Here is a 24116-nt window from a genome sequence, read left to right on the forward strand (position 1 = left end):
GGACTTATTTTTAAAATTTGTTGGTAGAAAACGTCAACAAAACTAATAATGTAAACGCAGGAATTTAATAAAAGAAGTTTTTTAAAAACTAAGCCATTCAGTTTTGAATGGCTTTTTTATACCTAGAATGATTCATTACATATATGTTCTTCGGAAATGTAACCCGTTGAAAATGTGGATAATTGTCATGACGAACGCTATTAAGAATAATATATATATATTTGTAAATATTTTACGTAGTAAACGAAGAGGAATCTCATAGTTAAAACACGAATTTCAATACCTCATGTTAACATTTAAAAAATGTAAACCATTTATTACGACTAGCTTCTAAGAATTTTCCAATTTTTAAATAATACGATTTTTCTCACTTCGAGTTACGGTTTTTCCGTAGTCTGTAACTATGGTAGTAGCTCACAGAGTGAAAATTATCTAAAAAACTTATTAACAGTTACTTATAGTAAATTTTAACACAATATGTTTTGTGATTTAGCGTTTTTTTTTTTGTAGGTTTACAATGTTGAAGATAAAATTCGGGTCACTTACAAGGCGATCTAGAGGACATCTAAAACAATGGGTAGCTCCCAAAAAATCAGCGTTGGTTTTATTTTTTAAAAACTTGTAGCCTTGTAATTTTTTAAATGCCTTGTTAATTTAATATTAACCAACCTATGTTAAAATAGAACATGGGTTTAAATTTAGAAATTATGAAAAAAATGTTTAGTGTTTTGTTACTTATTTTGTTCATTTCTACTAGTGCTTTTAGCGCTAGTCCAGAAGTTGTTCAAGAAGCTTCATGTGCAAACAAAGCTTTATTTACTGCACAACAAATAACAGCAGAGTATGAAGATGCCAATTTCTTTGAAGTTTTTTTCTATGCATTTGAAAAATGTATTGAACAAGAACTAGTTATAGAATAAATTACATAATTGTTAATTAACAATTATGTGTCTAAGAAATAAAGGTTGTATTAAAAATTATGCAACCTTTTTTAAATAAATCTATGAAATATTATATATCTATTGTATTGTTTTTGTTATTAAACATTGCCTTTTCCCAAGTTAAATCAGGTGAGGTTGTATATCTCATAAAAAAAAATGAAGAAGACAAATCTAATAACATTGTTGCAAATGACTTTAAAAAGACTAAATCTTTAATAGAAAATGAGCTTTCCAATCTAAAGTTCATTCTAGAGTTTAATAGAAATGAGTCTAAATTTGGAATTAAAAAAAAATTATCAAGTGATAATAATGACAATTACCATAGAGGGTTAGCATTATTAGTTACTAGAGCAAATAAAGTGTTTTATACAGATTCAAAAAGTAAAGTAATTGTAGAAAATTTTTCTTTCGTTGGGAAACAAATAATATTAAAAACAGATTACAAAGATTTAAGTTGGACTTTAATTAACGAAACAAAAGAAATAGAAGGTTATGTTTGTTTTAAAGCTGTACTAGAAATTGAGAAAGAATCTATTTCTTCGGAACGAACTATAAAACGTCAATATTTTGCATGGTATTGTCCAGAATTATCTTTTAATTTTGGTCCTTTTGAAAGTATTAATTTACCTGGATTAGTTCTAGAGTTTTCAAATGACAAGTTTATTTTTTATGCGCATAAGATTAAATTAAGTGATAAAGACTTGATAATTGAAGAGCCTACAGAGGGAAAATTAATGACAAAAGAAGAATTTATTCAACTAGGTAAAAAAGCTTTTGAAAATAGAGATAATTAAAAATAAGAAGAAAGGCTTTTTTATAATAACTTTGGTATTATTTTTTGGTTAAAATAGTTTAGATTAAATCAATATTATTTTGATTACGTTTCAATTTAACACAATTTAATTTTTTACAATTATGAAACCAAAAATTATAATAGTGCTCCTTTTACTTTTTTGTAAATATTCTGCTTATGCTCAAACTGGAGGTAAGGTTTATTATAAAAAAATACCAACTGAACGTTTTACTAAGAGCATGGACTCTTTAAATAGTTTATACTCTGACAATTCTTTTACTGAAATTGGGAAAAAAATAAAAGATTTAAAATTTGTGCTACAATTTAATTCTGAAGTTGCTCATTTTAAAGAAGTGGAATCCATGGCCAATGATTCTAAAAGTTCTGCTTCGGTGAAAATTGCTAAAATAACATCAGGTTATTCTGGTGAGACTTATTATGATTTAAAGGCGAAAAAAATAATTACTAACATGGATATTTCAGGAGAGTATTATCTTATTGAGAAAGATTTTTCATCTTATGAATGGGTTTTCACGAAAGAAAATTTAATTATCAATGGTTTATCGTGTTACAAAGCAAAAACAACTATTATAAAAGAAGGAAGAAGAGGTGTTATGAAGATACCTATTGTTGCCTGGTACACAATAGATATTAATATCTCTGCCGGTCCTGACGGTTTTGCGGGATTACCAGGTTTAATCATACAATTGGAAAATGATAATTATGTAACTATGGTTGATAAAATAGTTTTTGAGAAAAAACCAGTTGAAATTGAACTACCTGAAGATGGTAAAAAGATGACTCAAACTGAATTTAATAATTTTATGAAAAAAATGTCTGAGAGTAGAGGAAGTTCGGGTAGAAATTGAAGATTAATTTATTAGTTGATATTTTTTGTTTTATGGATCTTTCTTAGTAAAATAGAATGAGTTCTTTCTAGACTTGTCATAATTATAGGTGCAGTAGCCTATGTTCACATCTAATAATAGTAACTTTTAAACTTCTTTTTTGAGCAATTTAAATCAAAATATTATTTGCGCAATTATTTTTTATCTTTCTGCAATAGTCTATTCAAATTGTAATGCCCAACAAATTATAATGTCTGGAAAAGTATTAGGCAGCGTTCAAAAACCATTGGAATATGCCAATATTCTGGCTATACCCTCTATTGAAGATTCTAGCGTAAAGTTTGCGATTACAGAATCTGATGGAAGCTTCAAACTTGGTTTATCGCAAAATCAAAATTACAAAATTGCGGTAAGCTATCTAGGTTATAAATCGCAAACCATTGAAATCACAACCAAAGAAGAAGATCTTGTTAAAAACTTTGGGCTAGAAGATAACCCAGACCAATTAGATGAAATAACTTTAAATTACACACCTCCAATTTCTGTAAAAAAAGACACCATCACTTATAATGTAGATAGTTTTAAAACAGGGGAGGAACGTAAACTTCGTGATTTACTTAAGAAGTTACCTGGTGTAGAAGTAGATAGAGCTGGTAATGTGACTGTAATGGGTAAAAAAGTGACTAAGGTTTTGGTAGAGGGTAAAACCTTTTTTACAGGAAACAGTAAATTAGCAGTAAATAATATTCCAGCAGATGCAGTTGATAAAATAGAGATATTAGATAATTACAATGAAGTTGCTATGCTTAAAAATCTACAAGATTCTGAGGATATGGCAATGAACATCAAACTTAAAGAAGATAAAAAGAAATTTGCTTTTGGCGATGTTGAGGTTGGTGCAGGAATAAAAGAAAGATATCTTATTCACCCCAATTTGTTTTATTACAGTCCAAAAACGACAGTCAATTTTATTGGAGATCTCAATAATCAAGGTATTAAAAGTTTTGCATTCAAAGATTACTTAGAATTTGAGGGCGGTTTTGGCAAGCTCATGCAAGACACCAACAGTTATTTCTCACTATACAATAGTGATTTTGCCCAATATCTTAATAACCAAGATTACACTGCAAATACCAATCAATTTGGAGCATTAAATATAAGGCAGTCCATCAATAATAAGACAGATCTTAGTGGTTATATTATTAGCTCAAAATCTAAAACAGAAACCCAAAGTAATACATTAAACGAATATCTTAATTTTAACGAGCCTTTCATAGAGGACAGAACGACGACCAATCGTATCAACAACTTTTTTACCATTGGTAAAATTACAGTTGATTATGATCCTAGTTTTGATGAGGATTTTGCTTATAACAGTTTTGTGAAATTGACTAATAATGATGCTAATGGTTTAATATCAACTATAAATCCTTCGCAAAACAATGACATCAATACGCTCACAGATATTAAAAGCTTAAACCTTAAGCAAAATATAAGTTATAGCAGGAAGCTCTCAAAAGATCATACAGCAACTCTTGAGGCGACATACAATTTTCAAAATGACAAACCCATAACAGAGTGGCTCACCAACCAACAAATACTTCAGGGTTTAATACCTTTAGAAGAAGATGATGTGTATTCCATTTTACAGACCAAACGTTCAAATTCTCACAATGCCAACGCTATTGTAAAAGATTATTGGGTACTCAATAACTTTTACCATTTATACACCACTTTTGGAGTTAATGTTGCATTTACCAATTTTGAAAATCAAGATGTGCAGCAATTGAGTAATGGCAGTATCAATAATTTTAATGCTGCTGGTTTTGGTAATGATTTTGCGTATAATTTTATAGATACGTTTGTTGGGTTAGAATACAAGTTTCAAATTGGCATCGCCACATTTAAACCCATGTTATACTACCATTTTTATAACTGGAATACGAGACAGTTTAATGAGCGGTTTAATAATAGAAAAGCATTATTATTACCTCAATTTACCACCAAAGTAGAATTTAATAACAGCGAAAAGCTGAATTTTAGGTACAAACTAAACGCAAGATTCCCAAGTATTAATCGTTTGGCAAATAATTTTGTGCTCTCTAGTTTTAATAATGTTTTTAGAGGCGATACGACTTTAGAAAATCAATTATATCATACGGCTAGTTTGAGTTATTATAAATTTAGCTTGTTTAAGAACCTCAATTTTAATGTGAATACGAGTTTCAATAAACGTGTAGAAACATTAAAATCGGTCACCCAATTGCAAGGGATTGATCAATTTACAACACAAACTTTATTTGATTTACCAGAACATTCATGGAATTTAAGCAGTAGACTATCCAAAAAGATAAAGAAAATCAAATACAATATTAGCGCGCGAGTTGGATATAGTGATTTCTATCAAATTGTAAACGACCAAACGAATCTCAATATTTCAAAAAACATTTCATCTACATTAAGTATTGAAACATCGTTTAAAAAGCACCCAAATATTGAGGTAGGTTATACTAAGGATTTCAATAACTATAAATTTTTAGGTGGCGAAAATAATTTTGAGAATGATCGGTTTTTCGCCATACTGGAATATGATTTTTTAGATAATTTTATTTTTAAAGCAGATTATAGTTATGATGCTTATGCTAATAAAAGTGCTAATATTTTAAATACGTTTGATACTGCAAACGCTTCTTTATTTTATCAAGTGGAAGATAGTCCTTGGGGTTTTGAGATCAACGTAACTAACTTATTTGACGTTACCTTCAAACAACAGAACAGTTTTAATAGTTTTCTCATTTCCGATAGTAAAACATTTATACTGCCAAGAATAGTGATGTTTAAAGTGGCTTACAAGTTTTAAATTTTTATTTTCCTTATTCTCTTGTCATTAAGAGCGTAGCGAAGACTCTTTTCATAAATTATAAAAATAGTTTCTTTAGCAATCCCATAACCGTTAGAACTCCTTCCAAAAAGACAAATATATTTCGTAAATTCACATAGCTAAAAACAAACACAAATGATAAGTAAAAAAGTGGCTAATGTTCAAGAAGCACTTAAAGGTGTTACAGATAATATGACCTTTATGTTTGGTGGTTTCGGTTTATCAGGAATCCCAGAAAATGCTATTGGAGAGTTAGTTAAATTAAATGTAAAAGGTCTAAAATGTATTTCTAATAATGCGGGTGTAGATGATTTTGGATTGGGATTGTTATTACAAGGCAAGCAAATAGATAAAATGACCTCTTCTTATGTAGGAGAAAATGATGAGTTTGAACGACAAATGTTATCTGGAGAATTAGAGGTGGAGTTAATTCCTCAAGGCACATTAGCAGAACGCTGTAGAGCAGCACAAGCAGGCTTTCCAGCAATTTATACACCAGCAGGTTATGGAACTGAAGTTGCAGAAGGTAAAGAAACCAGAGAATTTGACGGTAAAATGTACGTATTAGAATATGCTTTTAAAGCCGATTTTGCTTTTGTAAAAGCTTGGAAAGGTGATGCAGCAGGAAACTTGGTCTTTAAAGGAACAGCAAGAAATTTTAATCCTAATATGTGTGGCGCAGCTAAAATTACGGTTGTTGAGGTAGAGGAGTTAGTGCCAGTGGGAACGTTAGACCCTAATCATATACATATGCCAGGCATATTTGTGACACGTATTTTTCAAGGTGAGACATATGAGAAACGCATAGAACAACGAACGGTTAGACAAAGAGATTAATTATGTTAGATAAAAACGGAATAGCAAAGCGCATCGCTAAAGAAGTACAAGATGGATACTACGTAAATCTTGGTATTGGTATCCCAACTTTAGTAGCTAATTATGTAAGAGACGATATAGAAGTAGAGTTTCAAAGTGAAAACGGAGTTTTAGGTATGGGACCTTTTCCTTTTGATGGTGAAGAGGATGCAGATATTATAAACGCAGGAAAACAAACCATTACGACATTACCAGGAGCAAGTTTTTTTGATTCTGCTACTAGTTTCTCTATGATAAGAGGTCAACATGTAGATTTAACCATTCTAGGTGCTATGGAAGTTTCGCAAGACGGTGATATTGCCAATTGGAAAATACCAGGCAAAATGGTAAAAGGAATGGGAGGCGCCATGGATCTTGTTGCCAGTGCTGAGAACATTATAGTGGCCATGATGCATACCAATAGAGCTGGAGCTTCAAAATTATTGAAACAATGTTCATTGCCATTAACAGGAGTTGCTTGCGTAAAAAAAGTAGTCACTAATCTGGCTGTTCTGGAAATTACACCTAAAGGCTTTAAACTTTTAGAACGTGCTCCAGGAGTTTCGGTAAAGGAAATTCAAGAAGCTACAGAAGGGAACTTAATAATTGAAGGTGATATTCCTGAGATGGATTTGTAGAACTTAAAATAGTATTATTGTTATATTGAGCAACGATATGAATAAAGAAAGCCACTTTTTTAGTGGCTTTCTTTATTTTCAAATACAATTAAAACAACAAAAAATGTAAGAAATATCTTTATATAAGGTCTAAAATGTTAAAATAATATGTATTTCATCGATTAATTTTGTGTTTTGGCTGATTAATTGAAAATATAGTTCATATTTACAAAACCAAATCGGAATAAGATATTTTTTGAATAACCTAATTTTATGATTTGCCCCAAATCTATCATAATTTTAACTGAATGACTTTTTTTGCCCCAAATTTACCTAAACCTAACAGTACCGAAAGCAAGCTTACAGCTGGTTTTCAAAACACATTAAGATTGCTCAAAAGTATCTTGAACCTAACTAAAAAAATATTCATGCTTTAATCCTTTTAGGAACAGCATGATTTTTTTTTGTTATGAATTATATTACCTCAAAGTAAACTCACTTTTTAGATTCGCATTAGAACTACCTCCAATATAAATTTCAAAATCACCTGGTTCAATAATAAAATCACCATTATTGTTATAGAAGCCGAACTCTTTTTTTGTTAAGACAAATTCTACAGTCTTAGTGTCTCCCTTTTTTAGTAAGACTAATTCAAATCCTTTCAACTCTCTTACTGGTCTTGTGACACTTCCAACTAAATCTCTAATGTAAAGTTGAGCAACGTCTTTGCCATCATAATCGCCAATATTTGAAATTTCCACAGAAATGTTTACAGCATCATTTATTGAAAAATCAGAGCCTTTGATAATTATATTTTTATAGGCAAATTGAGTATAACTTAAACCAAATCCAAATGGATACAGTGGTGTGTTTTCTTGATCGATGTAGTGAGACCAAAATACATTATTCTCTACATTTTTAGCTCTTCCAGTGTTTTTATGATTGTAGTAAATAGGAATTTGCCCAATACTTCTAGGGAACGTCATAGGAAGTTTTCCACTGGGGTTATAATCACCATATAAAACTTGTGCGATAGCATTTCCTGTTTGAGATCCTAGTTGCCAACCTACTACAATCGATGGTATATTTTCAGAAGCCCACTCTATGGCAAGCGGACGACCATTGTTTAGAACCAACACAATATCTTTGTTTACCTTATAAACAGCTTCAAGTAATTCTTGTTGTAGTCCTGGCAGATCTAATTGAGTTCTACTTCGAGCTTCACCACTCTGGAAACCATGTTCTCCTAAAACCATCACGACAACATCTACATGTTTTGCGACTTCAATGGCCTCTTTAATTCCGTCTCTACTCGTTGTATTGATGTTGACTTCTTTAATAAAAGATGTTTCACCAATAATTAAATCTATCCCTTTTGCATATTTAACAGAGTTACCTTTATAGGTTTTCATGCCTTCTAATACAGAAATCGCTGTATGATCATCTGATGCTGTTCGCCAGCTTCCCAAGGGACTATTTTTGTCTGCAGCCAAAGGACCTATTAGCGCTATTTTTTGCCCTTCTTTTTTTAATGGAAGTAGTTTAGTCGTGTTTTTTAATAATACAATTGATTTTTTTGCCATATCCAAAGCATCATATAGATGTGCCTTGCGTCCAATGCGCTCTGTTTCATTTTTAGTATTGCAGTATTTATAAGGATCCTCAAATAAGCCTAATTGGTATTTTACCTTTAAAACTCTCTTTACAGCATCATTTATAATGACTTCTTCTACAATGCCTTCTTTTACTAAATTGACGAGTTCTTGGATATAAACATAGCCTTCCATATCCATATCGGAACCTGCTAAAGAGGCTATTTTCGCAGCTTCCTTTTTGTCTTTGGCATGTCCCCAAGAAATAATTTCGTTGATTGATGCCCAATCAGAAACTACAAAGCCTTCAAATCCCCATTTGGTTTTAAGAAGATCTCTCTGTAAATACTTGCTAGCGCTTACTGGGATACCGTTGAGGTCATTAAATGAATTCATAAATGTTTTCACACCACTTTCAGACGCCGCTTTAAATGGAGGCAGTACCGTATTAAATAACGTTGAAGTTCCAATGTCTACTGTATTATATTCTTTTCCAGCTTCAGCGAAACCATAGGCAGCAAAATGTTTAGCACAAGCAGCAATAGTATTATCCTTTTTTAAATCATCACCTTGAAAACCATGTACTCTAGCCTTGGCTATTTTGCTGCCTAAATAAGGGTCTTCTCCGGCACCTTCCATGACTCATCCCCAACGTGGATCTCTACTGATATCTACCATAGGCGCAAAAGTCCAATTAATTCCGGCTGCAGCAGCTTCTGTTGCGGCATTTCTAGCAGACTTTTCAATAGCTACTAAATCCCAGCTTGCAGCTTCAGCCAAAGGTATCGGACTTAAAGTTTTATAACCATGTATGACGTCAAAACCAATAATTAAAGGAATATCAAGCCTTGTTTCTTCCACTGCTATTTTTTGTACTTTTCTAACATTTTTAACACCTTTCACGTTCAACATGCCTCCAAACCAACCTTTTCTGAGGTGATCATATTTTGTTTTTGCAGAGCCTTCTTTTGGCACAGGACCGGTAACATCCCAAAACCCATTATAAAGATTCATCTGCCCTACTTTTTCTTCAAGAGTCATTAGTGCCATTAAAGAATCGACTTTTTTGTTTACAGTATCATCACTTTGATTTGCCAACATTGAATATTTTTTATGATTTAAATTGCCTGTAAAAGTTAAGATGATACTTAGATATATGATAGTGTGACTAATTCTGGAATTCATATTGCTTTGGATGGTTTAAAGTTAGAATATAGAGCAACCTATATTTTTCAATGGTGTTAAACTCACATAAAATTAAGTAAGAGTTTTCTAAATCATTAATAAAACGGAATAAAGCATCGGAAGTCTAATTACTTAGATAATATAGAATCCGTTTTAATTAACCCTTTTGGAATAGCATGAATCAATCTTTTAGTGTATTCTTTTTTGGGATTATTATATATTTCATCTGCATCATCCATTTCTTCAATTTCACCTTTATTCATCACTACTAATTGGTCAGACATATATTTTACCACAGCCAAATCATGCGATATAAATATATAGGTGAAACCAAAATTGCTTTTAAGATCGTTAAGTAGATTTAAAACTTGTGCTTGTACAGAAATGTCTAATGCAGACACCGACTCATCACAAATAATTAGCTGAGGTTCTAATGCAATAGCTCTAGCAATACCAATACGTTGTCTTTGTCCGCCAGAAAACTCATGAGGATACCGATTAAAATAAGTCTCATCCAAGCCAACTTTTAATAATAAATCTAAAACTTTTGCTTTTCTATCATCTTCAGATGCTCCAATACCATGAACTTTCATAGGTTCCATGATTGCTTTTCCAACGGATAATCTTGGGTTTAAAGACGCGTAAGGATCTTGAAATATAATTTGAATATCTTTTCTAAGTTTGCGCATGGCAGACTTGGATAGCTCGGTAATATCTAAACCTTTATACAGGATGGAACCAGCAGTTGCTTTGTCTAATTGTAAAATAGCATTAGATAGTGTGGATTTACCGCAACCAGATTCACCAACTAGGCCCAATGTTTCTCCTTTATATAATTTAAAAGACACATTGTTGACCGCTTTAAAGGCTTCTGGTTTTGAAAACCAACTTGATTTTGATAGGAATTCTTTTTCAAGATTAATGACTTCCAAAAGCGGTTTTTTAGAATATATCTTTTTGTGGATTTCAGCGCGTTCCTCTGAAGTTACAATATCAGACGTTATTGTTTTATTTATAAAATCATCAATTGTAGGTAGTTGTTTTAAACGACTATCCATGGATGGTTTTGAGTTTATTAACGCTTTTGTATATAAATGCTTCGGAAACTTAAAAACTTGATTAACCTCACCTTGCTCAACAATATCCCCTTTATACATGACTAAAATGCGGTCTGCAATTTCTGAAACTAATGACAAATCATGAGAGATAAAAATAATACTCATTTGTTCCTCTTGTTGCAATTGTTTTAATAATACTATTATTTCCTGCTGAACTGTAACATCTAATGCAGTTGTTGGTTCATCGGCTATTAAAATTTTTGGCTTGCATGCAATTGCCATAGCAATCATAACACGCTGTTTTTGTCCGCCAGAAATTTCATGAGGATACGCGTTATAAATGCGTTTTGGTATGGGCAATTTTACTTTCTCAAAAAGTGATATCGTTTCAATTTTAGCTTCGGCTTTTGATAAGTTAGTATGCTGAAGTAATATTTCTATAACTTGTTTCCCGCAGGTCATTGATGGATTTAAAGAACTCATAGGTTCTTGAAAAATCATCGCGATTTTGTTGCCTCTTATCTTCTGAAATTGTTTAGAACCAAGAGATGTCAAATCTTGTGAATCAAACATAATGGAACCTTGAGTGATGTTAGATATTTTTTTCGGAAGCAAACCTAGAATAGCTAATGAAGATACAGACTTACCCGAACCAGACTCACCAACAACACCTAAAATTTCGTTAGCATATAAATGATAGGATATATTATGAATGATTTCTTTATCAATTCCTTCCGAAGAAAAAGAAATTGAAAGGTTTTCTATATCTAACAATTTTGGTTTCTGCATAGGTAAATGTAGTCAATTTCTGAATTAAAATTACGGTAAAACCGTAAGTGATTTTTTAATGATTGTAGTTCAGCGAAAAGCTTATAGTAAAGCTTTAATTTTAATAAATAATTAATACTTTAACAGAGAATAACTTAATTATAACCCAAATCTATTAAATAATTAACATGAAAAAAACAATTACACTAACACTATTGTGTTTACTATCAGTTGTTTCAATTTTTGCTCAAGATTTACTTGAGCGAAACTGCGGAGCCATGGAGAATTTAGAGTTTAGAAAACAACAAGACCCAAATCTTGAAGCCCGAATGCAACAAATCGAAACGTTTACTGAAAATAAGATTCAGGAGATGCAAACTAACAGAATTGATGGTAATATAATTACTATTCCTTTAGTTGTGCATGTGTTGTATCGCAATAGTACAGAAAATATTAGCGTTGCTCAAATTCAATCACAGTTGGATGTTTTAAATGAAGATTTTAGACGTACCAATCCAGATGCTGATAATGTTTGGTCTCAAGCTTCAGATTCAGAAATTGAATTTTGTTTAGTTACTGTTGATCCAAACGGAAATGCAACAACAGGTATTACACGAAAATCTACTACTAGAAGAGATTGGGGAACTACAGATGATATGAAAAGATCCTCAACGGGTGGAGTAGATCCATGGAATACAAGTGAATACTTAAACATGTGGATTGTGCCACAAATGTTAAGCAATGGCGGAACTATTTTGGGTTACGCACAATTCCCAGGAGGAAACGCAGCAACAGATGGTGTTGTCATGGGCTACAATTATTTCGGAAGAACAGGGAATGTGTCTGCACCTTTCGATGGAGGTAGAACAACAACTCATGAAGTAGGTCACTATTTTAACTTGCGTCATATTTGGGGAGATGCTAACTGCGGAAACGATTTTGTTAGTGATACGCCTACGCATCAAGCTTCTAATGGCGGTTGTCCCGTTGGACAAGTGTCTTGTGGGTCTACAGATATGGTTCAAAATTATATGGATTATACAAATGATTCCTGTATGAACTTATTTACGCTAGGTCAAAAAAACAGAATGCGTGCAGTTTTGGCTTCTGGAGGAGCGAGACGCAGTTTGGCTTTATCTGATAAATGTGGGGCAGTTACGCAACCAACATGTACAGATGGTATTCAAAACGGAAATGAAACTGGAGTAGATTGTGGAGGTTCTTGTACACCGTGTCAAACTGGTAATCAATATTGTGCCTCACAAGGCAATAGTATTGCAGATGAGTATATTTCAAGAGTGCAAGTTGGAACGATTAACAAGGGGTCAGGGGCGCAAACGTATTCAGATTTCACAAGTACTTCAACAGATTTAAATAAAGGGTCTAATTATACATTAACAGTAACACCAACTTGGACAGGTACAACTTATAGTGAAGGCTATGCTGCATGGATTGATTATAATGATGATGGCGATTTTACAGATGCTGGAGAACAGGTATTAACTATAGCTGCTACCCAAACAACTCCTGTAAGTGGCACATTTACAGTACCAGCAGGAACAGCAGATGGAGATAAGCGACTAAGAGTTTCAATGAAGTATGACGGTGTTCCAACCTCATGTGAGCTGTTTCCTTATGGAGAGGTTGAAGATTACACTGTAACTATTAAATCTGTATCAACGCCAACAGGATGTACAGGAGCGATATCCTCTTTTCCTTATAATGAAGGATTTGAAAGCGGATTTGGAGCTTGGACACAAGCAACTGGTGACGATTTTAATTGGACAAGAACGTCTGGTGCTACACCATCAAGTAATACGGGTCCATCTAGCGCAAATGAGGGTTCTCAATATGTATTCATGGAATCCTCTGCCCCTAACTTCTCTACAAAGAGATCAATTTTGGTGTCACCATGCTTTAATCTCTCTGGACAAAATCAAGCGACATTTAATTTTAAATATCATATGTATGGTGCTAGTGCGATGGGTAACCTTAAATTGGCTGTAAGTACAGATAATGGTTCTTCGTGGACGACAGTTTGGACCAAATCGGGTAATCAAGGTAATTCTTGGCAAGATGCAACTATAGATTTATCAACTTATGTCAATTCTAACGTGAAGCTTCGTTTTGATGGTACTACAGGTACAACATGGCAAGGTGACATGGCTGTAGATGCTATAAGTTTAACAAATGGATCAACAGACAAATGTGCAGGAGTATCTCCTTATGATGGTTCTCAATCCTACAGTGCTGGAGATAGAGTAACTTTTCAAGGTTCATTGTATGAGAGAACAACTTCAGGTTGGACTAATTTAGGGGCTTGTGGTACTGCAAGAATTAATGATGAAGGATTTGTGCAGCATTTGGATGTAGAGATTTCTGTGTACCCTAATCCTGTAAAAGGAAACGAATTGTTTGTGAAATCTAATATTGAAAACTTAGTATTTACTATCGTAAATATGTTAGGACAAGAAGTAGTAAAAGGCACTTCGGCAAATAGTATTGATGTTGGAAATCTAGAGGCTGGATTATATTTGATTCAATTCCGGATTAATGATCAATTTGAAACCCTAAAATTTATCAAACAATAGGACATTAAATAATCACTTAATTTTAAAAAGTCCAGATGAAAATCTGGACTTTTTTATTGTTTGTAAGTTAAATCTGAGAATAATGTACGGCAAAACCGTAAATGTTAATTAAAACTTAAATTTTTAAGCATATCGTTAAGTATAGTTTTAAAAATATACTTAAATTTCATTGATAAAATTCTTTATAAATTAATAGCATTAAATCCTTCAACACATGAAATTAAAATTAGGACTACTCATTTTTATTATGAGCTTCAACTTTGCCATGTCACAAAGTAAAACATTTTGGCAAAGACAATCAATTGACAACACGACTAGAATTAAGTCTAGCAAACAGACGCTTCCAAAAACACACACTTTTAGTCTTAATTTAGAAGGTCTTAAACAAGCTTTGATTAATGCGCCTCAAAGAGGACAATTCACAAAGTCCTCAAATACTATAATGACGTTTCCAAATGAGGATGGAACTTTCGAAAGTTTTAGAATAGTAGAAGCATCTGTTTTAAGCCCTGAGCTTCAAGAACGTTACCCTAATATTAAATCGTATGCAGGACAAGGTATTGGTGATCCTTCTGCAGTAATTCGGTTTAGTATCTCACCTCTTGGGTTTCAAAGTATGAAGTTATCTGCTAATAAGCCGGCTACATTTATAGAAGCACTTACAACAAATGGATCACACTATGCAGCATTTAAAAGAGCTGATAAAATTAATTTTAATGATGATTTTGAGTGTTCTGTTACAGAAAAGGTAAACAAAGAAATGAATAATGGCATGCAGCAACGTAATGCTGATGATGCTATCTTAAGAACATATAGGCTAGCAGTGTCTACTACTGGAGAATACACAGCTTATCATGGTGGTACAAAAGCGCTTGCTCTTGCTGCTATTAACCAAACGATGACTCGTGTCAATGGGATATTTGAAAACGATTTTAATGTCACTATGATGCTGATATCAAATAACGATGATGTTATTTATACCAACTCAGGAAATGACCCGTATACAACTTCAGGAAATTATAATGGACAATTACAATCCACATTAACGAGCGTGATAGGGGAGTCTAATTATGATATTGGACACTTATTTGCAAGAGCATCTAATAATGGTAATGCTGGTTGTATAGGTTGTGTTTGTGTGAATGGTCAAAAAGGTAGTGGTTTTACATCGCGAACTGATCCAGAGGGAGATCCTTTTGATGTTGATTATGTAGCACATGAAATTGGTCATCAATTTGGTGGAAACCACACATGGACATTTAATGGAAATGAGGGTGCCAATGCACAAATGGAACCGGGTAGTGGTTCTACTATTATGGGTTACGCAGGAATTACTGGAGCTACAGATGTCCAAGCTAATAGTGACCCTTACTTTCATGCGAGATCAATAGAGCAAATTACAGATTATATAAAAACAACGAGTTGCCAAACTAATACAAATACTGGTAATTCAGTGCCAGCTGTTAATGCGGGTTTAAATTACACGATTCCTAAAGGAACCGCTTTTGTTTTAGATGGCTCAGCAACCGATGCAAATTCTGGAGATGTATTGACGTATTGTTGGGAACAGTATGATGAAAATAATGCAGCGACGACTAATCCTAGTGTAAATTCAACATCAGGTGTAGCATTTAGATCTTATAGTCCTAAGACAAGTACTGATAGATATTTTCCAAGATTATCAACAATAAAAACTGGAGCGACATCTTGGCAATGGGAAGCAGTTCCTAATGTTGCGAGGAGTTTGAATTTTAGACTTACAGTAAGAGATAATAGAGTTGGTGGAGCAACTAATAATAGTGATGATATGGTAGTATCCGTAAACGGAACTGCAGGCCCTTTTGTTGTCAACTCACCAAATACTAATGTGAGTTGGAATGCAGGAACATCTCAGGCTGTAACATGGAATGTTGCAGGTACAACTGGAAATGGAGTAAATGCTGCAAATGTGGATATTTTCTTATCGACTGATGGAGGAGATACGTACCCAATTGCTTTGGCTTTTGGAGTAACTAACGATGGTTCTCATGATATTGTAGTGCCTAATACCCAAGGAAGTCAAAATAGGGTGATGGTTCGCGGGGCTAATAATATTTTCTTTGATATTTCAAATTCTAATTTTACAATTGCAGGCCAAGTGGTTTGTAATGCAATTATACCGTCAGGGTTATCTGCTTCAAATGTAGGGTCTTCAACAGCAACAGTAAGTTGGAATGCTGTAGCAGGAGCAACCTATGATTTGCGATACAGAACTGTAGGGTCATCCACATGGACAACCAACGCGGTTACTGGAATTTCTGCTAATCTTTCAGGATTAACAGTATTAACGCAATACGAAGCACAAGTGAGAAGTAAATGTTCTGGAGGAAGTAATTCCTCATATAGTTCATCTATAAATTTTACAACAACAGACGTTCAATTGGATTACTGTAATTCTGCAAGTACAAATACTAATGATGAATTTATTAGTCGCGTACAATTAAATACAATAAACAATGCTTCTGGCGCTCAGTTCTATTCAGATTTTACTAACGTTTCAACGACGTTAACCAAAGACACTCAATACACAATAACGGTGACTCCAACATGGACAGGTACTGTGTATAGTGAAGGGTATTCGGTTTGGATTGATTATAATAGAGATGGAGATTTTACAGATGCAGGAGAACAAGTTTGGACTCAAGCAGCCACTCAAAACACACCAGTAACAGGAAACTTTACAATACCTAATGGCGCGGTAGAAAACGCAACAAGAATGAGAGTTTCAATGAAGTATAATGGTATTCCTTCGGAGTGCGAAACTTTCCAGTATGGTGAAGTTGAGGATTATACAGTTATTATTGAAGGTTCTGGACCAGATTTAGAAGTTCCAGTAATCTCATTAAACGGCGCTTCGACTGTTAATTTGAATCCTGGTGATACCTATAACGAATTAGGTGCGACAGCAACTGATAATGTTGACGGGAATATTTCAGGAAGTATTATTATTGGAGGAGATACCGTAAACACAAACGTATTGGGATCTTATGTTGTGACTTTCAATGTAAGTGATGCTGCAGGAAATGATGCTGCAGAAGTCATAAGAACAGTAATTGTAAGTGATACTACAGCGCCGGTAATTACATTAATAGGTGCAGCAACGATAAACCTAAATGTTGGCGATACCTATAATGAACAAGGTGCAACAGTAACTGATAATTTCGATGGTAATTTGACATCTAGTATCGCTGTAACAGGCGTCGTAAATACAAATTCTGCAGGAACATACGTCGTTAATTATAATGTAAGTGACACTTCAGGAAATTCGGCAACTCAAGTAATAAGAACAGTAATTGTTACTGAGGACACTACACCTCCAGTAATTTCCTTAATAGGAGCATCAACTGTAAACTTAAATGTTGGTGATACTTATAATGAACAAGGCGCTACAGCAACTGATAATCAAGATGGGAATTTAACATCAAGTATTGTAATTGCTGGAACAGTCAATACAAATTCTGCAGGAACCTACTTGGTTAATTATAATGTAAGTGATGCTGCAGGAAATGCTGCAACTCAAGTTACAAGAACAGTTAATGTATCAGATCCATCATCAGGATGTTCAGGCGGAATTACGTCTTTTCCATATGCTGAGGGTTTTGAAAATACTCTAGGAGCTTGGACACAATCATCAGCAGATGATATAGACTGGACAGTGGACGCTAATGGAACACCTTCAAGTGGAACAGGACCATCAAGTGCATCACAAGGATCATTTTATGTATTTGTTGAAGCATCAGGAAATAACACAGGATATCCAACAAAACAAGCGATTTTAAATTCACCATGTTTTGATTTATCAGGCTTGTCTGATGCTATATTTAGCTTTAAGTATCACCAATTTGGTGCAGCAGATATGGGAAGTATCGCTTTAGAAGCGAGTGATGATAATGGAGCTACTTGGACGTCGTTGTGGAGTAGCACAGGTAACCTAGGTAATTCATGGTTAACTACAAACGTTGATATCTCGTCTTATGTGGGAGCAACTGTACAATTGCGCTTTAATAGAGTTACAGGTGGTACTTGGCAAGCAGATATTGCTATTGACGATATTGGTTTATCTGAGGGAGGAAATACTGGCGGTAACGGATGTTCTGGAGGAATTACTTCGTATCCTTATTCTGAAGGTTTTGAAAACACTTTAGGAGCTTGGACACAATCATCAGCAGATGATTTAAACTGGACCGTTGATGCTAATGGAACTCCTTCCAACGGAACTGGTCCATCAAGTGCAATTCAAGGATCCTTTTATGTGTTTGTTGAAGCATCAGGAAATAACACAGGATATCCTACAAAACAAGCGATTTTAAATTCACCATGTTTTGATTTAAGCGCACAATCATCAGCAACATTCACTTTTAATTATCATCAATTTGGTTCTAATAATATGGGGACTATAGCTTTAGAAGCTAGTGATGATAATGGAGCTAGTTGGACAAGTGTTTGGAATAGTTCAGGGAACTTAGGTAACTCATGGCAATCTGCGAGTGTTAATCTTTCTACTTATACAGGTGGAAGTTTGCAATTGCGATTCAACAGAGTTACAGGGAGTACTTGGCAAGCAGATATTGCTATAGATAATGTAAATATGTCTGCAGGGTCAGCAAAAGATGTGACTGCTAGACCAGAAGTAATCGATGTAAAAGACATCACATTATATCCAAACCCTGTTAAAGGTGGTGTTTTAAGGGTGAAGACCGATTACACGAACATGTCTTATGAAATTTATAATATTGTTGGTCAGCTCGTTGGACGAGGAATCGTCAAAAATAAGAGTATCGATGTAAGTAGTCTTGATGGAGCAATCTATCAAATACGATTTACTTCGGAAGGCGAAACAATAACGAAACGATTTGTGAAGCAATAAACAGTAATTACTAAACCTAGTATAGAAAGTCCAGATGAAAATCTGGGCTTTTTTTTGTTTACAAACGTCTTTCATCCAAGAGAACTATTCGAGAATTAAGACTAGGCAATCAACATAAAGTACAATTGATAAAATTATATCTCAAAGTAATGGTTTACAGGAAATGATTCATAAAATTGTTATCAAGTAATGGTTTCACGGTATGAAAAATTAATTATATAATTTTTCAACTCCTGTAACAAAAAAACAAAAATTTAAGTATTGAAAATTGCCTCCTGGAAAAATTGGCCTAGAGCTATTAATTTAACACCAGTTGGGTTAAATTGAATTTATAAATTCTTTTTAAACAGATTTAATCAGTTCCTCAGTATTAAAGAGGAAATCATTTTATTATGATCAATGGTGTCTGATGAAGAGGTAGATCATTCCTATTATCTTTAAATATGCACAATCTCGTTATCCTGTAACAATTCGTCACCACGTAATCTCAAAAATATTTGGGCGACTGCAATGGTGTCTTTCTCGCAATAGACAATAATACGATCTACTTCTTTTTCTTTGTAATATACACGATAGACTTCGCTGCCATCAATATCATCTTTTGGTGATGGGATGCCTAAAACATTAGTCAATAGTTTTAAAGAGGTGTATGTTTTATAGTCCCCAAATTTCCAAAGCTCTAAGGTATCTAGATGAGGTACTTCCCAAGGTTTTTTTCCGAAGAGATTTAATTTATAAGGCAACTCGATGTTGTGAATGATCATGCGACGAGCAATGTATGGGAAATCAAATTCTTTGCCATTGTGAGCGCAAAGTAAATGTTTATTTGAGCTAAAATGAGTAATTAACATATTTTTGAAATCTTTCAAAATCTTTACTTCATCGCCATAAAAAGAAGTGACTCTAAAGGTTCTTACATCGCCTTCCATTTTAAAATATCCCACCGATATACAGACGATTTTACCAAACTCAGCCCAAATGCCTGCACGATCATAAAATTCTTCTGCAGTAAACTCATCGCGTCTTTGATATTTAGATTTATGATCCCAAAGTTCTTGCTTAACATCATCTAATTCAGAAAAATGCTCAGTCTCAGGAACCGTTTCGATGTCTAAGAATAAGATATGTTCTAAATTAAGTTTATCGATCATAATTTCATGTTTAACATTTTATACCCTTCTTCAATATACAAACTAATGTCGTCTGTAAAGGTTTTTTTGCTAATATCTGGAGATTTTTTATGACCTAATCGCACGATAATTACATTATCTTCAGGTTGTACAATAACATATTGTCCCAAATGACCACGCATCATAAAAAAGTCTTTTCCATTTTGTTGTTTAAGCCACCAACCGTAACCATATTCTGGACTTTCTAGAAAACGAGGTTTGATGGACTTCGCTACAAATGAAGAATCAAGAACTTGTTGACCATTCCATTTTCCGAAGTCTTTATACAATTTCCCGAAGCGTGCAAAATCTTTAGCATTACTTCCAATACAGCAAAAAGCCTTTGCTAACCTATGGTCTTTGTCATCCAATTGCCACAAAGCATTATCAGACGATCCTAAAGGTTTCCAGAAACTTTTAGACAAATAATTTGATAATGTTTTTCCTGTAGCCTTTTCTATAATCATGCCTAGTAATTGAGTGCTACCACTCAGGTATTCAAATTCTACTCCAGGTGTTTTAACCACTTTCTGATTCAAAATAGTTTCAGCAAGATCATCATCATAATTTGCTCTGGCAGTTACCGAAAATGGACTGGTATAACTTTCAACCCAATCCAAACCAGAAGCCATGGACGCTAAATCTCCAACCGTTGTTTTTGCATAGCTATATTCTGGATAAAAATCACTTACAGGTTGGTCCAAATTTTTTATATAACCATCCATAATTGCCTTCCCTAGTAATCCAGATACATAACTTTTTGCCATTGAAAAGGAGTTGGTTTTAGAACTCTCATTGAAATCTCCGTAATATTTTTCAAACCAGATACTATCATTTTTAATAATAACATAGGCAACAGTACCCCATTCTTTATTAGATTCCTCTAAAGTTGAGGTTGCAGAAACTGTATTATAGGCTGTGTGATTTATCCAGGCGTCGGTTTGATTTCCTTTCTTGATACTATCATTTTCAAAATGTGTAAAATCGTTAATAAAAGCCGTACTGTGGCCGGTGAAATAGACCACACGAACACCTTTTAAGATATAGTCATAATCAAAAATGAATAGCAATAAAACCAAGGTTACAAGGGTTATTGAGGTCCATTTAATAATTTTTTTAAGGATTTTCATTCGTTATCTATTAAGAGTTAGCGCGTTGTTGTTTTAATTTGACTTTATAATACTGTTTATTTGCGATATATAGTGTTTTTTTAAAAGTAGCAATCCTGTTTTGTTTTTCATCAACAAGAGACATCGTTTTGATAATGTCTATTTCACTGTTGTTGGCGACATCAATTTTTATTTGGTTAATTTCTTCTTCAGAAAAGATAAACTCACCAAAAATTCTCTTTTTTGCAGGCTTTCTATACCGAGCCTCAACTGCTTTATCCCAGACCACATAATCGTCACCCAAAATTTGAATCAACTGAATCATGAAAATAGGATCTGTTGCAGCCAGCATGCTACCACCAAAAATAGAACCTGCATAATTTTTATTTTTCCAATTGAGGTTCAGGCTAATAACGACTTTATGCAAATCATCACTTACCTCAATTAATCTCGCTGTTGTGCGCCTGTACATTGGTGACCAATTAAACCCATGTTTGTAAATGGTAGAAGGCTTAAAAAAGCGCGTTAAAAAAGCTGTGGCAATTTTATACATTAAAAAAGAGTTTGTTGTTTATAGGGGTTTTCGTGCTCAATTAACCATTTTTTCCTGTGCAAACCGCCAGCATAACCTGTCAGTCTGCCATCACTTCCAATAACGCGATGACATGGCACGATAATCCATAATGGGTTTTTACCGATCGCATTAGCAATAGCTCTAATGGCGTTAACATCTCCTAATCGTTTTGATAATTGTAAATATGATATTGTTTTTCCAAAAGGAATTTCTTGAAGTAGTTCCCAAATGACCTTTTGGAAATCTGTGCCTTCTGGATTTAATTTTAAGTCGAATGTAGTGCGAGTACCTTCAAAATATTCTCTAAGTTGGATGGCGCAATCTTCTAATTCCGTAGGAATAATATCTGTTTCTTTTTCTTCGGAATTTAAAATAGTAACCTGAGAAATACCACGATCATCACCAATGATTTTGGTATAACCTAAGGGTGATTTAATGATACAAGTTTCCATTATTTATTCGTTTTCTTCGGAAGTCTTTTCATCAAAAATCCCTAATTTTTTTGCTCTAGATTCCCAGTTTTTTCTTGCCATAAGTTGAAGATCAGATACATTATCACTTTCGTCCATAATTTCGAGCCCTAGAAGCGTTTCAATAACATCTTCCATGGTTACTATACCACTTATAGAACCATATTCGTCAACAACCAAAGCCATATGATTTCTGCTATCTACTAATTGTTCAAACAATTTTGGGATAGGTAAATCACGTTCAATAACGATGATATGTCTCCTAAGTTCAGAAAGTTTTTTAGAACCGTTATCTAATGCCATCTCCTTGAAGATTTCATCTTTTAAAACAAGCCCTTTGATGTTATCCGGATTGTCCACGTAAATAGGAATCCTTGAAAATCTTAGATTCATATTTTTATTGAAGAAATCTTCAACAGTGGTGTTTTCGTCTTCAGATTTCATAACCGTTCTTGGTGTCATAATATCTTTAGCAAAAATCTCTTTAAAGTTTAATAAGTTTTTTATGATTTTACTTTCATTCTCTTGAAATACGCCTTCTTCATGAGCCATATCTGCCATAACTAAAAAGCCTTCTCGACTTAATACACTGCCATGACCTTTACCGCCAATTAATTTTGTGGTAAGTTGCATGAGCCATAATAATCCAGTCCATCTTAAAGGAAATATTAAAACTTTCAATGCCGTTGTTGTGAAGTTAGCTAAGCTTTTCCAGTAGGTTGCACCAATTGTTTTTGGGATAATTTCTGAGGCAACTAAAATTAAAATAGTCATTACTGCTGAAATGATAAACACACCATAACCGTCACCACTACCATAGAGTTGCTCTGCTTGTTTCCCTACTAAAATTGCACCAACTGTATGTGCAATTGTATTTAATGTGAGGATGGCAATTAAGGGTCTATCAACGTCTTTCTTTAATATTTCTAAGGATGCTGCGTAATGTTTGCCTTCTTTCTTTCTAAGATTAATAAATGTGGGTGTAACACTCAAAAGGACAGCTTCTAAAATGGAGCATAAGAAAGAAAAAAATATGGAGATGATTCCGTAAAAAATAAGTAATCCCATGGATTGTTTTAGTTTGACGCTAATTTATTGAAATAATACGAATTAGTGTAATATAATAGATTAGAAATATCCTTATCTGATAATTATGAAAAAATTCATGATACTCAAAGATAGTGACCTCAGCTCTCCAAGATGATACTTGTATTTGGCACTCCATATTGAGAAATACGCTCTAGTAAATTCACTAAGTCTTTATTATCTCGAAAATATCCTAAAATGCATAAACTATCTTCACCTGTAATCCTATCGCACCGTTGCACCTCTGGTAAACACCTAATTTGATTGTAAGCGGTCCTTAAAGTACTCGATTGATGAATTTTTAGAATGATATAGGCTTTTGTGTTAATGCCTAATTTTTCATGATTGAGTAGTAAAGAATATCCTCGAATAATCCCTTTTTCTTCTAAATGTTTAACGCGATTTCCAACAGCTGGAGCCGACAATTCTACAGATTTTCCAATATTTGCAAAGGATTCACGTGCATTCTTGTTAAGCATTTCAATAATTCGTGTATCTATAGCGTCCATTTTGATTCGAAAGTGTAATTTAGTTTTACAATGTATTCGAAATCAAAAATAGTAAAATACTTTTATATAGTAAGCTGTTTTACTTTGTAATTTAGTGGTTTAATGATACAATTGATGTTATTTGACTATTTATGCTCAGTATTTTGAAGTATACTATAGCTTTA

General features: G+C 33.6%; 15 protein-coding genes and 1 pseudogene. 8 read left to right on the forward strand and 8 right to left on the reverse strand.

The genetic code is table 11. From position 1 onward, the window contains the following. Window positions 1-707: 707 nt before the first annotated feature. From H593_RS0100715 to H593_RS0100740, 6 genes are all read left to right on the forward strand, one after another. The gene (locus H593_RS0100715; protein ID WP_147231187.1) at window positions 708-920 is read left to right on the forward strand and encodes a hypothetical protein; all 213 of its coding nucleotides are present in this window, start codon (window positions 708-710) and stop codon (window positions 918-920) included. A gap of 83 nt (window positions 921-1003) precedes the next feature. Further along, window positions 1004-1735 carry a GLPGLI family protein gene (locus H593_RS19780; protein WP_169338339.1) on the forward strand — a complete coding sequence of 244 codons (732 nt, stop codon included), beginning with the start codon at window positions 1004-1006 and terminating at the stop codon, window positions 1733-1735. Window positions 1736-1856: 121 nt separating this feature from the next. Beyond that, complete coding sequence (locus H593_RS19785; protein WP_051229580.1) at window positions 1857-2603, forward strand: GLPGLI family protein; 747 nt, start codon at window positions 1857-1859, stop codon at window positions 2601-2603. Between the two features lie 229 nt (window positions 2604-2832). Beyond that, window positions 2833-5442 (forward strand): carboxypeptidase-like regulatory domain-containing protein, encoded by a 2610-nt coding sequence (locus H593_RS0100730; RefSeq protein WP_084142234.1) that lies wholly within the window; start codon window positions 2833-2835, stop codon window positions 5440-5442. 156 nt (window positions 5443-5598) lie between these two features. Continuing rightward, the gene (locus tag H593_RS0100735) at window positions 5599-6300 is read left to right on the forward strand and encodes a CoA transferase subunit A (protein ID WP_028870647.1); all 702 of its coding nucleotides are present in this window, start codon (window positions 5599-5601) and stop codon (window positions 6298-6300) included. A 2-nt stretch (window positions 6301-6302) separates the two neighbouring features. Then, the gene (locus tag H593_RS0100740; protein WP_028870648.1) at window positions 6303-6956 is read left to right on the forward strand and encodes a CoA transferase subunit B; all 654 of its coding nucleotides are present in this window, start codon (window positions 6303-6305) and stop codon (window positions 6954-6956) included. Window positions 6957-7414: 458 nt separating this feature from the next. Here H593_RS0100740 and bglX read toward each other — a convergent pair. After that, a pseudogene (bglX, locus tag H593_RS18275) lies at window positions 7415-9712 on the reverse strand (beta-glucosidase BglX). Window positions 9713-9840: 128 nt separating this feature from the next. Next, window positions 9841-11559, reverse strand: coding sequence for an ABC transporter ATP-binding protein (locus H593_RS0100750; RefSeq protein ID WP_028870649.1), 1719 nt, complete (start codon window positions 11557-11559; stop codon window positions 9841-9843). Window positions 11560-11726: 167 nt separating this feature from the next. Between H593_RS0100750 and H593_RS20345 the strand changes: the two genes are divergently transcribed. Both H593_RS20345 and H593_RS19795 read left to right on the forward strand, forming a co-directional pair. Continuing rightward, window positions 11727-14129: a GEVED domain-containing protein gene (locus tag H593_RS20345; RefSeq protein WP_028870650.1), complete on the forward strand. Its 2403-nt coding sequence runs from the start codon at window positions 11727-11729 to the stop codon at window positions 14127-14129. 214 nt (window positions 14130-14343) lie between these two features. Continuing rightward, complete coding sequence (locus H593_RS19795; RefSeq protein WP_051229581.1) at window positions 14344-19035, forward strand: immunoglobulin-like domain-containing protein; 4692 nt, start codon at window positions 14344-14346, stop codon at window positions 19033-19035. A gap of 437 nt (window positions 19036-19472) precedes the next feature. Here H593_RS19795 and H593_RS0100765 read toward each other — a convergent pair whose 3' ends face one another. The 6 genes from H593_RS0100765 to H593_RS0100790 all read right to left on the reverse strand — a co-directional run bounded on the left by H593_RS0100765 (window position 19473) and on the right by H593_RS0100790 (window position 23952). Next, window positions 19473-20186, reverse strand: a complete 714-nt coding sequence (locus tag H593_RS0100765) for a 3'-5' exonuclease (protein ID WP_028870651.1) — start codon at window positions 20184-20186, stop codon at window positions 19473-19475. After that, window positions 20183-21334, reverse strand: coding sequence for a serine hydrolase domain-containing protein (locus H593_RS0100770; RefSeq protein WP_028870652.1), 1152 nt, complete (start codon window positions 21332-21334; stop codon window positions 20183-20185). The genes H593_RS0100765 and H593_RS0100770 overlap by 4 nt, the downstream gene beginning before the upstream one ends. 10 nt (window positions 21335-21344) lie before the next feature. Continuing rightward, window positions 21345-21866 carry a PaaI family thioesterase gene (locus H593_RS0100775; protein ID WP_028870653.1) on the reverse strand — a complete coding sequence of 174 codons (522 nt, stop codon included), beginning with the start codon at window positions 21864-21866 and terminating at the stop codon, window positions 21345-21347. Further along, a complete protein-coding gene (locus tag H593_RS0100780; protein WP_028870654.1) occupies window positions 21866-22339 on the reverse strand; it encodes a methylated-DNA--[protein]-cysteine S-methyltransferase in 474 nt (157 codons plus the stop codon). The genes H593_RS0100775 and H593_RS0100780 overlap by 1 nt, the downstream gene beginning before the upstream one ends. Before the next feature lie 3 nt (window positions 22340-22342). After that, the gene (locus H593_RS0100785) at window positions 22343-23425 is read right to left on the reverse strand and encodes a CNNM domain-containing protein (protein WP_028870655.1); all 1083 of its coding nucleotides are present in this window, start codon (window positions 23423-23425) and stop codon (window positions 22343-22345) included. A 119-nt stretch (window positions 23426-23544) separates the two neighbouring features. Continuing rightward, window positions 23545-23952, reverse strand: a complete 408-nt coding sequence (locus tag H593_RS0100790; RefSeq protein WP_037051122.1) for an Lrp/AsnC family transcriptional regulator — start codon at window positions 23950-23952, stop codon at window positions 23545-23547. Between the last annotated feature and the right edge of the window lie 164 nt (window positions 23953-24116).

The organism is Psychroserpens burtonensis DSM 12212 (genome assembly GCF_000425305.1).
GTDB lineage: Bacteria > Bacteroidota > Bacteroidia > Flavobacteriales > Flavobacteriaceae > Psychroserpens > Psychroserpens burtonensis.

What these genes read in the sequence shown, in the direction of transcription:
- H593_RS0100715 (WP_147231187.1), top strand. Translation starts at nt 708, where the DNA reads ATGAAAAAAATGTTTAGTGTTTTGTTACTTATTTTGTTCATTTCTACT.
- H593_RS19795 (WP_051229581.1), top strand. Translation starts at nt 14,344, where the DNA reads ATGAAATTAAAATTAGGACTACTCATTTTTATTATGAGCTTCAACTTT.
- H593_RS0100750 (WP_028870649.1), bottom strand. Translation starts at nt 11,559, where the DNA reads ATGCAGAAACCAAAATTGTTAGATATAGAAAACCTTTCAATTTCTTTT.
- H593_RS0100780 (WP_028870654.1), bottom strand. Translation starts at nt 22,339, where the DNA reads ATGGAAACTTGTATCATTAAATCACCCTTAGGTTATACCAAAATCATT.
- H593_RS0100740 (WP_028870648.1), top strand. Translation starts at nt 6,303, where the DNA reads ATGTTAGATAAAAACGGAATAGCAAAGCGCATCGCTAAAGAAGTACAA.
- H593_RS0100790 (WP_037051122.1), bottom strand. Translation starts at nt 23,952, where the DNA reads ATGGACGCTATAGATACACGAATTATTGAAATGCTTAACAAGAATGCA.
- H593_RS19785 (WP_051229580.1), top strand. Translation starts at nt 1,857, where the DNA reads ATGAAACCAAAAATTATAATAGTGCTCCTTTTACTTTTTTGTAAATAT.
- H593_RS0100785 (WP_028870655.1), bottom strand. Translation starts at nt 23,425, where the DNA reads ATGGGATTACTTATTTTTTACGGAATCATCTCCATATTTTTTTCTTTC.
- H593_RS0100765 (WP_028870651.1), bottom strand. Translation starts at nt 20,186, where the DNA reads ATGATCGATAAACTTAATTTAGAACATATCTTATTCTTAGACATCGAA.
- H593_RS0100735 (WP_028870647.1), top strand. Translation starts at nt 5,599, where the DNA reads ATGATAAGTAAAAAAGTGGCTAATGTTCAAGAAGCACTTAAAGGTGTT.
- H593_RS0100730 (WP_084142234.1), top strand. Translation starts at nt 2,833, where the DNA reads ATGTCTGGAAAAGTATTAGGCAGCGTTCAAAAACCATTGGAATATGCC.
- H593_RS20345 (WP_028870650.1), top strand. Translation starts at nt 11,727, where the DNA reads ATGAAAAAAACAATTACACTAACACTATTGTGTTTACTATCAGTTGTT.
- H593_RS0100775 (WP_028870653.1), bottom strand. Translation starts at nt 21,866, where the DNA reads ATGTATAAAATTGCCACAGCTTTTTTAACGCGCTTTTTTAAGCCTTCT.
- H593_RS0100770 (WP_028870652.1), bottom strand. Translation starts at nt 21,334, where the DNA reads ATGAAAATCCTTAAAAAAATTATTAAATGGACCTCAATAACCCTTGTA.
- H593_RS19780 (WP_169338339.1), top strand. Translation starts at nt 1,004, where the DNA reads ATGAAATATTATATATCTATTGTATTGTTTTTGTTATTAAACATTGCC.